We start from the raw sequence: 12029 nt of genomic DNA on the forward strand, positions 1-12029 counted from the left end.
TGGGGGTGCCGGGCCCTACTTCCTGCCGAACTCCTCGTAGGCGTCGCAGACCTCCTGGGCGGGCCCGTCCATCCGCAGGACCCCGGCCTCCAGCCAGATGGCGCGGTCGCAGGTCTCGCGGATGGTGCCGATGCCGTGGCTGACGAGGAACACGGTGCCCGCCTCCTTGCGGAGCTCCTCGATGCGCTGCTGGCTGCGGCGCTGGAACCGGGCGTCACCGGTGGCCAGGGCCTCGTCGATCATCAGCACCTCGTGGTTCTTGGCGGCGGCGATGGAGAACCGCAGCCGGGCGGCCATGCCCGAGGAGTAGGTCCGCATGGGGAGGGAGATGAAGTCGCCCTTCTCGTTGATCCCGGAGAAGTCCACGATCTCCTGGTAGCGGTCGCGGACCTCCTGCTTGGACATGCCCATCGCCAGGCCGCCGAGCATCACGTTGCGCTCGCCCGTGAGGTCGTTCATCAGGGCGGCGTTGACCCCGAGGAGGGAGGGTTGGCCGTCGGTGTAGACCCGGCCGGAGGCGGCGGGGAGGAGCCCCGCGATGGTCTTGAGCAGGGTGGACTTGCCGGAGCCGTTGGAGCCGATCAGACCGATGGCCTCGCCTCGGTAGGCGGTGAAGCTGACCCCCTTCACGGCGTGCACCTCGCGGACGCCGGGGGCGGCCCCGCGGGAGAAGATCCGGCTCAGGGCGGAGGTGGCGCTGCCCCGGCCGCCCGCCGAGCCCTGGACCTTGTAGACGACGTGGACCTCGTCGGCGATGACGGTGGGGATGCGGGAGGGATCAGTTTCAGCCACGACCGTACGCCTCCTCGGCCTTCCAGAAGAACACGTAGCCGCCGACGAGGGCGAGCAGGGCCCAGCCCGCGGCGAGCGGCCAGGCGTGGTGGGGGAGTTGGACGCGGTGGAAGGAGTCCAGGAGGGCGAAGCGCATCAGGTCGATGAAGAGGGCGGCCGGGTTCCACTGGAAGGCCGTCATCACGAAGGCGGGGAAGTCGTGGCTCTTCAGGGTGGAGCTGATGTTCCACATCACGCCGGAGAAGTACATCCAGGTGCGCAGGACGAACGGCATCAGCTGGGAGACATCGGGCATCTTGCTGCCGATCCTGGCCATGATCATGGCGCACCCGGCGCAGAACACGGCCAGCAGGCCCAGGGCCGGCAGCACCAGCAGCCAGGAGAGGCGGGGGCGCTGTCCGAAGGCGAGCAGGATGAGCAGCAGGGCGCCCATGGTGACCAGCAGCTGCTGGAAGAGCTGGACCACGGTGGAGAGCGGCAGGGCGGCCCGGGGGAAGTGCAGGGCCCGGACCAGCCCGAGGTTGCCGGAGACGGCGCGGGTGCCGGAGTTGAGGGCGCTGCTGAAGAAGTCCCAGGTGAAGACGCCGATGACCAGGTACGGGATGAACTGGGGCGTGTGCCGGGTCTGGTTGAGGATGACGCCGAAGATGAAGTAGTAGACGGCCGCGTTGAGCAGCGGGGTCATCAGGTGCCAGACCTGGCCCAGCCGGGCGGTGCTGTAGGTGGCGGCCATCCGGGCCGCGGCGAAGGTGGTGATGAACTGCCGCCGCCCCCAGAGCTGCCGGGTGTACTCGGCGAGTCCGGGCCGGGCCCCGCTGAGCCGCAGGCCGTGGGCGGCCGCGAGCCGGGCGGCGGCCTCGCCGGTGAGGGCGGGCTGCGGCGGGCGCAGGGCGGGTGGGGTCGTCACGCTCACGGGGGTCGCTTTCGCCGGGGACGAGTCGTGCGTACGGCACCACGAGGACGGGACGGGTCCGTATCGTCGTGGCGCCGGATCAGAGTAGGGCGACGATACGTCGGAACGCAACCGTATCGTCGTAACGTAAAGCTTCGGTATGCTCGGCCCCATGCCCACCAGCCCTGCCCCCGGCTCCCCGTCCGCCGCCCCCCGGCCCGCCGGAGGGCCCTCCGACGGACCCCGGCGCGCCCCCGCCGGGGCGGCCGTGCTGCGGGAGGACATCACGGAGGCCATCCGGGCGGCGGTCTTCGCGGAGCTGGCCGCGGTCGGGTTCTCGAAGATGTCCATCGAGGCCGTGGCCCGCCGTGCCGGCGTCGGCAAGACGGCCGTCTACCGCCGCTGGAAGTCCAAGCTGCACCTGGTCCTCGATCTGGTCTCCGCCTTCGCCGTCCAGGGCCTGCCCGTCCCCGACACCGGATCGCTCCACGGGGACCTGCGGGCCCTGCTGGAGCTGATGAGCCACCTGCTGCGGCATCCGGTGGCCTCCCAGGTCATCCCCGACCTGCTGGTCGAGGCCGCCCGCAACCCCGAGATCGCCGAGGCGGTCCGCGAGGTCCTGCTGCGCAGCGAGACGGAGATCGCCGGGGCCGTGGTCCGGGCCGCCGCCGGCCGCGGGGAACTGCCCGCCGACACGGACCCGGAGCGCGCCCTGGACCTGGCCATCGGCCCGCTGTACTGGCGGCTCGTGGTCGTCCGCGGGGAGCTGCCGGCGGGCTACCTCGACGAGCTGGCCCGCGCGGTCACGGCCGCGCTCAAGGCCGGTTCCTAGCGCGCCGGCCCGGGCGGGGGAGGGGCGCGCGACGCCGGTCGCGAAGGCGCCGGCGGCCCCGGGACGCGCGAGGGCCCCGTGCCGGAGCACGGGGCCGCTCGTCGAACGGGGCCGGAGCCCCCACCGGGTCCGGTCAGTCCGCGCTCAGCCGGTCGAAGCCGGGGAGCGGGCTCCGCTGGGCGGTCGGACGGGACCCGGGCTGCGGCAGCGGGGCCGGCCGGCGCTCGCTCGGCGGCACGAAGGGCGGCAGCCCCGCCTTCTGCCCGAGGAACACCCGGCGCACCACCCGCTCCGCGGCGTGCCCGTCGTCGAGCCGGCAGAACCGGTCCCGGAAGGCCGCCCGCAGCTGGGCCGAGCGCGAGCCCTGCCAGTGCCCGGTGGCGAAGATGTCCACGAGCTCGTCCTCGGTCCGCGCGATCGCCCCGGGCGGGGCCGACCGCAGGTCGAAGTAGGTGCCGCGGGCCGCCTCGTACGCCTCCCAGTCCTCGGCGTGGATCACGATGGGCCGGTCCAGGGCCGCGAAGTCGAACATCAGCGAGGAGTAGTCCGTCACCAGGGCGTCCGAGGCCAGGCACAGCTCCTCCACCGAGGGGTGCGCGGACACGTCCACCAGCCGCGGGTGCCGTTCCCCGCTCAAGGGCTCCGTCCCGTAGGTGTGGTGCGCCCGGGCCAGCACCGTGAAGCGGGGTCCCAGGTCCCGCAGCATCCGCTCGAAGTCCGGGGCCTCGGGGCGGCTGCGCCGGTAGTCCCGGTGCGTGGGCGCGTACAGCACCACGGTGGTGCCGGGGGCGATCCCGAGCCGTTCCCGGATCTCCGACACCTCGCCGACGGTGGCCCGCTGGAAGACGTCGTTGCGGGGGTAGCCGTACTCCAGCACCGTGTACGAGGCGGGGAGGGCCTTCTCCCACACCAGGGTGGAGTGCCGGTTCGCCGACAGCAGGTAGTCCCATTGGTCCGCGCCCCGCAGCAGGGCCGCGAAGTCCGTGGTGGGGGTGGCGGCGGGCCGGTCCAGCAGGTCCAGGCCCACCCGCTTCAGCGGGGTGCCGTGCTGGGTCTGCACCAGCACCTGCCCGGGCCGCTTCACCAGCCCGCGGTCGAAGTTGACGTTCGTCACCAGGTACTTGGCCCGGGCCAGCGCCGACCAGTGGGCCCGGGAGCCGGGGCGCAGCCGCGCCGTTCCCGCCGGGACCGTGTCCGCGTGTTCCGGGCCGCAGATCCACGCCGTCCTCGTGCCCGGGGCCAGCTCCCGCAGCTTCGCCTCGATCGCCGCCGGATTGCAGGCGTACCCGCCGTGCCAGTACGCGCTGAACACCGCCAGGTCCGGGCGGAGCGGCAGGGTCCGCTGGAACCGGTACCAGCCCAGCAGCAGCCCCGTCCGCAGGGCCCGGCCGACCGCGCCCAGGCGTCGGCCGGCGCCGCGCAGGGCGGCCCGCAGGCCGGCCAGGCCCCGGTACAGCCGGTAGGTGCCCAGCCGCATCACCGCCTGTCGGGCGCGGGCCACCGGGGCGGGGGCGGCCCCGCGCACCCGGTAGCGGCGCAGCTGGGCGCGGGCCCGGCGGAAGAACTCGGCGCGGCTGCCCCGGGGCAGGCGGCCCTCGGCGGCGAACAGGCGGGTGTGGTGGTCGGCCATCCGCCGGTACAGCAGGGGCCGCCACCGGTCCAGGTGGGGTCGGGCGGCGAGGAAGGCGAACAGTCGGTCGTACTGGTTGAACACGTCGAAGTGGCGACGGGTGGCGGTGGTCATGATGGAGCCGGTGCGGCGCTGCCGGTAGTGCACGCAGACCCGGTCCAGCACGGCCACGGACTCCGCCGTCAGCAGCACGGGGGCCGTCCACGGGGTGTCCTCGTAGTAGCCGGGCGGGAAGGAGAAGGACTCCCGCTCCAGGAACTCCCGCCGGTACGCCTTGTTCCACACCACCTGCAGCACGTCCAGCAGCGCGGGCCGTTCCTCCGCGGTGAAGGTGGCCGGGCCCTCCTCGGAGAGCCGGTCCGCCCGCTGGTTGCGGACCAGCTCGCCGGTCCAGTAGGCGCGGGCGTAGTCGTAGACCAGCACGTCCGGTCCGCCCACGGCCTTCAGCCGGTCGTCCACCGCCCGCAGCGCCCCCGGGGCGAGCACGTCGTCGGCGTCGAGGAAGAGGACGTAGTCCCCGGTGGCCCGGGCCAGACCGGCGTTGCGGGCCGGCCCCAGACCGGCGTTGTGCGGCAGCCGCACCGCCGTCACCCGCGGGTCACGGGCCGCGTACTCCTCGATGATCGAGCCGCAGGCGTCCGGGGAGCAGTCGTCGACGGCGATCAGTTCCAGGTCCGGATGCGACTGGGACAGCACGGAGTCGAGGCTCTCCCGCAGGTACGCCTGGACCTTGTACGCGGGCACGATGACGCTGAACCGGGGCACGGCACATCCAGGGTTCGGTTGCGGGCAGGGGGCGGGCATATGGCCCAGCAACTCCCGGGACGGGGATCGGGTTACGCGTGATGCGGCATCCGGGTCACCTCGTATTCATGACCGGTGCTTCACCCCCTCCCGCCCCTTCTGTCCCCCCGGCCCCGGGGCTCATTTCACGGCGCCGGCCATCACCCCCGAGGCGAACTGCCGTTGGAAGGCGAAGAACACCAGCAGCGGCACGACCATCGACAGGAAGGCGCCGGGAGCGAGCACGTCCACGTTGTTCCCGAACTGCCGGACCTGCTGCTGGAGGGCGACCGTCACCGGTGGGTTCGTGGAGTCCGCGAAGACCAGCGCCACCAGCATGTCGTTCCACACCCACAGGAACTGGAAGATGCCCAGGGAAGCCAGGGCGGGGGCGCCCAGGGGCAGCACCACCCGGGCGAACAGGCGCAGTTCGCCCGCACCGTCCAGCCGAGCCGCCTCCAGCAGCTCCCGGGGTATCTCCGCGAAGAAGTTCCGCAGCAGGAACACCGCGAAGGGCAGGCCGAAGGCCGTGTGGAAGAGCACCACCCCGGCCGTGGTCTCGAACAGCCCCACCGCGCCGAACAGTTCCGACACCGGGATCAGCGCCACCTGCACGGGCACCACCAGCAGGGCCACCACCAGCAGGAACAGGGCGTCCCGGCCGGGGAACTCCAGCCAGGCGAAGGCGTACCCGGCGAAGGCTCCCAGCAGCAGCACCGACAGCGTGGCCGGGACGGTGATGGCCGCCGTGCTCAGCAGGGAACCGGTGATGGTCCCGTCCGACAGCAGCTCCGCGTAGTTCTCCGTGGTCAGTCGGGACGGTGCCTCGAAGACCTGCCACCAGCCGCCGCCGTTCAGGTCCCGTGCCGACAGGAGCGAGGAGACCAGCAGCCCCACCGTCGGCAGCAGCCAGAACAGGGCCGTCACCACCAGGAAGACCCGGACCGCTCCGCCGGCCGCGCGCTCCGCCAGCCGCGCGGCGAGCCCGCGCCGGGCGCTCACCGCTGCCCCTTCCGCATGCGCCGGATGTTGTAGAGCATCACCGGCACCACCAGCAGCAGCAGGAACACCGCGATGGCCGAGCCCACGCCCTGATCGGCGTCCGTGCCGAAGGAGGTCCGGTACAGCTGGAGCGCGAGCACGTTCGCGTCGTCCTGCACCGACCCCGGCGCGATCACGAAGACCAGGTCGAAGATCTTCATCACGTTGATCACCAGGGTCACCAGCACCACCGCGAGCACCGGCGCCAGCAGCGGCACGGTGATCCGGCGGAACACCTGCCATTCGTTCGCGCCGTCCACCCGCGCCGCCTCCAACAGCTCCCGCGGCACCGCCGCCAGCCCCGCCCCGATCAGCACCATCGCGAAGCCCGCCCACATCCACACGTACGCCCCGATCACCGCCGGGGTCACCAGCGAGGGCCCCAACCAGGACACCCCCGCGTACGGCTCGCGGAAGTTCTCCGCCGGCAGCCGCAGTACGGCCCCGTCGGCCTTCGCCGACAGGGTGAAGGTGCCGTCGGGCCCGGCTCGCGTCGAGTCCACCACCCGGCCCTCGCGCACCGCCTCCACCCGCATGCCCGCCAGCCCCGGCTCCCCGGGGTCCACCACCCCCGGACGTCCCCCGCCGCCCCGCACGAAGTCCTGCCAGACCGTGCCCGTCACCCCGCCGCCGGCACCCGCCGCGGCGGCGGGCCGGGCCGGCCGGGAGTCCTCCGGCAGCCGGTCCGGGGCCACGCCCACCAACGGCAGCAGCACCGCCGCCCCGGCCCGCACCGGCTGCCGGGTCGCGTACCCGCCGCCCTCCTCGGCGACCAGCGGCCCGGTCCGGCCCGGCCGCGCCCGCGGGAAGGCCGAGGACTCCGCGAAGGTGTCGTGCACCCCCACCCACACGGCGTTCGCCACGCCCCGCTCAGGATCCTGCTCGTAGACCAGCCGGAACACGATCCCCGCCGCCAGCATCGACACCGCCATCGGCATGAACACCACCAGCTTGAACGCGGTGCCCCAGCGGACCCGCTCGGTCAGCACCGCGAACACCAGCCCCAGGGCCGTCGCCGCCGCCGGGGCCACCACCACCCACACGGCACTGTTGCGCAGCGCCGTCCGGATCGCCTCGTCCGTGAACAGCCGGGCGTAGTTGTCCAGCCCCGCGAAGGAGTCACCGGACCGGTCCATGAAACTCCGGTACACCGAGTGCCCCACGGGATACACCACCAGCGAACCGAGCAGCACCAGGGACGGCAGCAGGAAGGCCGCCGCCACCGCCTTCCGGTGCCCCCGGGCCCGCTCGGCCGGGGAGGCCACGGCCTCAGCCCCCGTAGGCCCGCGCCGCGTCGGCCTCCAGCCTCCGCTGGGTGCCCGCGACGTCCGACGGGTTCTTCAGGAAGTCCTGGAGGGCCTTCCACTCACCCGCCCCCGGGGTCCCGCCGAAGGCCGCCGGAGCCTGGTCCGACATGTCGAACCGGAAGTCGTCCCCGGCCGCGATCAGCGACCGCGCCATCTCCCGCTGGATGTCGTTCGGATAGGCCGCCGGGTCCACCGCCTTGTTCGGCGACAGGAAGCCGCCCAACCCCGCCCACACCGTGGCCGCGTCCGAGGAGGCCAGGAAGGTCAACAGGGCCTGCGCCCCCTTCGACGGCTTCAGGGCCACCGCCACGTCCCCGCCGGACACCACCGGGGCCTTCGCCCCGACCCGCGGGAACGGGAACACCTTGGCGTCCTTGCCCAGCTCGGCGTCCGTCTCGCCGATGTTCACCGCGACGAAGTCCCCCTCGAAGACCATCCCGGCCTGCGCCCCCTCACCCCCGGTGAAGGTCTGCGTCACCGACTTGGGGAACTCCGTGGCCAGCGCCCCGGCCCGGCCCCCGGCCAGCAGGTCCTCCCGGCCGAAGAGCTGCCCCAGCGTCTTCAGGGCCGCCGCCACGCTCGGGTCCGTCCACTTCAGCTCGTGCCGGGCGAGCCGGTCGTACATCTCCGGCCCCGCCTGCGAGAGGTAGACGTTCTCGAACCAGTCCGTGAGCGTCCAGCCGTCCGCCCCGCCCACCGAGACCGCCGCCGTGCCCGAGGCCGACACCGTGTCCGCCGTGGCCAGGAACTCCTGCCACGTGGTGGGGACTTCGGCCCCCGCCGCCTCGAACACCGCCGTGTTGTACCAGACCAGCGACTTGTTCGCGGCCTTGAAGTACACCCCGTACGGGACCCCGCCCACCTCGCCCAGGCGCCGCCAGCCCGCCGAGTACTGGGAGTTCAACAGGGCCTTGGCCTCCGCGCCCAGCGGCTGCGCCCACTTCTTCTCCACCGCCTGCTTCAGCGCGCCCACCTGCGGCAGCAGGGCCACGTCCGGCGGCTGCCCGCCCGCGATCTTCGAGCCGAGGAAGTTCACGATCGGGTCCTGCGCCGGGACGAAGGTGACCTCCGCGCCCGTCCGCTTCTCGAACTCCTCCAGCACCTTGGTGAAGTTGGCCTGCTCGGGGCCCGTCCACACCGCCGCGACCGAGATCCGCTCCCCGGTCAGCCGGGGTAAGGCCACCCCGGGTGCGGACGCCTTCCCGGACGGGGTGCTCCCGCTCTCCCCGGGCCCGTCGTCGCCGCCGCTCGAACAGGCGGTGACGGCCAGGGCCCCCACGAGCCCCCACACCGCCCACCGCCGGAGCCCGCGCCGCCCGCCCGCCCCGCTCCGACCGTGCTCCTGCCCGCCGTGCCCGTGTCCGTGCCCGCGCATGCCGCCCCCGTATCCCTGTGTGACCGAGTCCGTCCCTCAGGGATACGCCTGCCCGCCGGGCCCCCGCAATACCGCGTGCACACCCCGGATCCCTCCCGGATCCGACCCCGGCCCGTCCCCTAGGGCCGTCCCCGGGTCTGCCCCTGGGGCTGTCCGTGGGCCTCTTCCGGGGCCGTCGCCGGGAACAGCACCGGGGCCGCCGCCACCAGGTCCGCGGCCCGGTCCAGCGCGCTGGCCAGCAGCGCCAGGTCCGTGGGGCCGTTGCCCAGTTCGCGCACCGGGCGGCGGGTCGGCGGATCGCCCATCCGCTCCCACTCCAGCGGCACCACCGTCGGCCGCAGGGTCGCCGTGCGCGGGATCCGGCCCGTCACCCGGCCGCCCTGGAAGGCGAGGCTCCGGCCGTCGGCGTACCGCAGCACCCCGCGTCCGGGCGCCGGCCGGTCCGGGCCCTCGTCCGGGCCCGAGGGCGGGGCGGCCAGCTCCACCCGCAGGCCGGCCAGCCGCGCGGGCTCGCTGTCCGCGGTGCGCTCCGGGCGGGCCGTGGACGCCACCAGGTGCACGCCCAACCGGCCGCCCTCGCGGGCCACCGCCTCCAGCGCCCGCACCACGGAACCGGCCGCGGGCCGCCCCGGACTGCCCAGCGCGGGCGCGACCAGCGCGTCGAAATCGTCCACGAGCACCACCAGCCGCGGCAGCGGGTCCGGTCCGACGGGCCCGCCGGGGGCGGTGCCCGCGCGCAGCCGCAACGTGCCCGATCGGGCCGGGTCCAGGTCCCCGCGCAGCTCGGCCGCGCCGGGCCGGCGCGGCGCCACCAGACGGCCCGACACCTCCTGCCGGGCGTGCCACTCCGCGAACGGCACCCCCGCCAACAGCTCCGCGCGCCGCTTCAGCTCCGCCCCCAGCGCCTGCGCGAACTCCCGCATCCGCACCGGGTCGGAGGCGGCCAACCGGCCCGCCACGTGCGGCAGCTCGGTGCAGGGCGCCAGGCCCTCGCCGCGCTCCCCGCCCGCCCCGTCCACCAGCAGCAGCCCGAGCCGGTCCGGTCGGGCCGCCGAGGCCAGCGAGGCCGCCACGGCCCGCAGCAGTTCGGTCCGGCCGCTGCCCGCCGGGCCCTCCACGATCAGGTGCGGCCCGTCGGCGACCAGTTCGACCCCGACGGGACCGCTCCGACCGCCGCCCAGCACCAGCTCGGCCAGCCCGCCCACGCTCTGCCCGCGGTCGGTGGCCGCCGCCCACCGGGCCATCAGCGAGGCCGGAGTGGCCCGGGCCAGCCCCAACTCGTCCAACAGGCGGGACACCGGCGGCAGCGCGGCCGCCGACCGACGGGACCCGGTCCCGCCCTCCGCGCCGCGCAGCGGTGCCAGTGCCCGGGCGAACCGCTCCGCCCAGGCCGCCGACACCCCGTCCGCGACGACCGTCTCCCCGTGCCCCGCCGGCCGGCCCCCGCTCACCGGCAACACCCGCAGCGCGGTGGCCACGTCCCCGCTGAGCAGGGCCGCCGTACCGCAGTCCCGGAAGGCGGGGGAGGCCGCGCAGGCCGCCTCATAGGTCTCCGCCACCGGGGAGGCGGGCGAGGCCGAGGGGGTCTCGGCCAGGCACACCAGGTGGATCCCGGCGGCCGGTCCGTGCCCGGCCAGCCGTCCCAGCAGATCGCGCAGCGGCCCCGGACCGGGATCGCCGTCCAGCACCACCACCGTGTACGGGCCCCGGTACGCGGCGCGCGCCCCGGCCACCGCCGCCCGGTCCGCCGAGGCCCAGCCGGCCCCCAACGGGCCGTCGTCCAGCCGCCGGGTCAGCTCGGCGGTCCGCGCCGCCGCCTGGTCCCGGTCGAAGGCGAGGAGCAGCCGGCAGTCCTGCCCGTGCCGGGGCCGTACGTGCGGCAGCCAGCCCAGCCAGGACCAGTCCGCGCGCCGCTCGGCCACCGGGCGCGCCCGGTCCGTGCTGATGAGGACCAGTTCGAGGTCCTGCGGGGAGTGGAGGGCCGCCAGTTGGGCGATCACCGAGCGGGCCAGTCCGGCCAGCCGGGGGCGCGGTCCGGCCAGGCCCAGTGCGCCGCTCTCCAGGAGCGGGACGGGGCTGCCGTTGCCGAGGCGTACGAGCAGGGCCTCGGGGTGTCCGGGGCCGCGCTCCCAGAGCAGCGGGCCCGGCCCGAGTGCGGCGAGCAGGAGGGCCGCCGGATCGGGCCGGCCGTCCGCCCGCACCGGTCCGGGCACGGGGGCGCCGGGGGCGGGCGCCCCCGCGGGGGCCTCCGCTTCGCGCTCGCCGCCGCCGAACCGGCGCCGGGCCCAGGCCCCGAACCCGCGGCGCGCCGGGGCCGCGTCCGTGCCGGTGCCGGTGCCGGTGTCGTGCCCGGTCCCGGCCTCCGGTGCGCCGGGACCGCCGTACGGGTCGGGGTGTGTCGCGCCGTCCGCTCCGCGCGGCTCCGGCGCGGTTCCGTGGCCGCCGGTTTCGTACCCGCCGGCGGGGACCGGCGCGACGGGAGCGGGGCGAACGGATCCGCCGTGGGTGCCGCCCTGCACCGGGAAGCCGTCGATGCCGGCGGGGGCCGCCGCCGGGGTGCCGGGGAAGGCTCCGCCGCCCGCCGGACCGCCCTGCGTCGGGACGGCGCCCGCGGGGAGCCGCACGCCCCCGGACGCGCGGGGCGGCGCGCCGGCGCCCGGACCGGTCGGGGTCGGCCCGCCCGGACCGGTCGGTTCGGCGGGGTCGGACCCGGTGGGGCCGATGCGGAGCCGGCCCTCCAGATCGGGGGTGACGGTCAGGGTGGCGGCGGCGGGGCCGGCCAGCCGGAGCAGGGACTCGCCCACGGAGAGGAGGGCGCCGGGCGGCAGCGGCACGGGGGCGGAGCCCACCGGCCGGCCGTCGACGGCGGTGCCGTTCGTGGAGCCGAGGTCCACGACCGTGACCCGGCCGTCCTCGCCCAGGGTCACCGCGCAGTGCAGGCGGGACACGTCCGGGTCGTCCAGGGGCACGTCGGCGTCGGTGGACCGGCCGATCCGCACCGGGCCGCCGTGCAGCAGGTGCACCCCGCCCGCGTCGGGCCCGCCGATCACGTGCAGCTGCGCCGGGGCGTCCTGCCCCGGCTCCTCGCCCGCCGCCGGCCCGTACAGGGACACCACCGCGCCGTCCACCAGGGGCGGTTCGCCGAGGGTGTGGCGCTGCGGGTCCAGGCGCTCCGGACCGGAATAGAGGACCACCGCTCCGCCCCGGCCGCCCGCGGTGCCGGCCGGGGTCTCCGGGCCGCCGACGGTCGCGGCCAGTGCCGAGGCCACGGCGGCCAGCGGAGTGCCGGTGGGCGCGGTGACCAGCACGTCACAGCACGCGCTCGCGCTCTGGGGGCCGCTGCGCGGCCCGAGGACGGTCAGCCGGATCTGCATGCC

At 75.4% G+C, this 12029-nt stretch carries 8 protein-coding genes; 1 reads left to right on the forward strand and 7 read right to left on the reverse strand.

Translation table 11 applies throughout. The features are described 5' to 3' along the window. Window positions 1-15 precede the first annotated feature (15 nt). Window positions 16-792 (reverse strand): ABC transporter ATP-binding protein, encoded by a 777-nt coding sequence (locus ABTZ17_RS05910; RefSeq protein WP_352194264.1) that lies wholly within the window; start codon window positions 790-792, stop codon window positions 16-18. Beyond that, window positions 785-1699 (reverse strand): ABC transporter permease, encoded by a 915-nt coding sequence (locus tag ABTZ17_RS05915; RefSeq protein ID WP_352194265.1) that lies wholly within the window; start codon window positions 1697-1699, stop codon window positions 785-787. The genes ABTZ17_RS05910 and ABTZ17_RS05915 overlap by 8 nt, the downstream gene beginning before the upstream one ends. Window positions 1700-1856: 157 nt before the next feature. On the opposite strand from ABTZ17_RS05915, the gene ABTZ17_RS05920 reads away from it, so the two are divergent. Continuing rightward, window positions 1857-2516: a TetR/AcrR family transcriptional regulator gene (locus ABTZ17_RS05920; protein ID WP_352194266.1), complete on the forward strand. Its 660-nt coding sequence runs from the start codon at window positions 1857-1859 to the stop codon at window positions 2514-2516. Between the two features lie 133 nt (window positions 2517-2649). Here ABTZ17_RS05920 and ABTZ17_RS05925 read toward each other — a convergent pair whose 3' ends face one another. The 5 genes from ABTZ17_RS05925 to ABTZ17_RS05945 form a co-directional block, all read right to left on the reverse strand. Continuing rightward, the gene (locus ABTZ17_RS05925; protein ID WP_352194267.1) at window positions 2650-4911 is read right to left on the reverse strand and encodes a bifunctional glycosyltransferase/CDP-glycerol:glycerophosphate glycerophosphotransferase; all 2262 of its coding nucleotides are present in this window, start codon (window positions 4909-4911) and stop codon (window positions 2650-2652) included. Window positions 4912-5070: 159 nt separating this feature from the next. Next, the gene (locus ABTZ17_RS05930; RefSeq protein ID WP_352194268.1) at window positions 5071-5931 is read right to left on the reverse strand and encodes a carbohydrate ABC transporter permease; all 861 of its coding nucleotides are present in this window, start codon (window positions 5929-5931) and stop codon (window positions 5071-5073) included. Beyond that, window positions 5928-7235, reverse strand: coding sequence for a carbohydrate ABC transporter permease (locus ABTZ17_RS05935; protein ID WP_352194269.1), 1308 nt, complete (start codon window positions 7233-7235; stop codon window positions 5928-5930). The genes ABTZ17_RS05930 and ABTZ17_RS05935 overlap by 4 nt, the downstream gene beginning before the upstream one ends. Before the next feature lie 4 nt (window positions 7236-7239). Then, window positions 7240-8652 (reverse strand): ABC transporter substrate-binding protein, encoded by a 1413-nt coding sequence (locus ABTZ17_RS05940; protein WP_352194270.1) that lies wholly within the window; start codon window positions 8650-8652, stop codon window positions 7240-7242. 119 nt (window positions 8653-8771) lie between these two features. Beyond that, a complete protein-coding gene (locus ABTZ17_RS05945) occupies window positions 8772-12026 on the reverse strand; it encodes an FHA domain-containing protein (RefSeq protein ID WP_352194271.1) in 3255 nt (1084 codons plus the stop codon). Window positions 12027-12029 lie beyond the last annotated feature (3 nt).

Origin of the sequence: Streptomyces sp. NPDC097619 (assembly GCF_040302735.1) — a bacterium.
In the GTDB taxonomy this organism is placed as follows: Bacteria; Actinomycetota; Actinomycetes; order Streptomycetales; family Streptomycetaceae; genus Streptomyces.

Excerpts from the sequence above, each read along its gene's own strand:
- ABTZ17_RS05920 (WP_352194266.1), top strand. The coding sequence starts at position 1,857 with ATGCCCACCAGCCCTGCCCCCGGCTCCCCGTCCGCCGCCCCCCGGCCC.
- ABTZ17_RS05940 (WP_352194270.1), bottom strand. The coding sequence starts at position 8,652 with ATGCGCGGGCACGGACACGGGCACGGCGGGCAGGAGCACGGTCGGAGC.
- ABTZ17_RS05945 (WP_352194271.1), bottom strand. The coding sequence starts at position 12,026 with ATGCAGATCCGGCTGACCGTCCTCGGGCCGCGCAGCGGCCCCCAGAGC.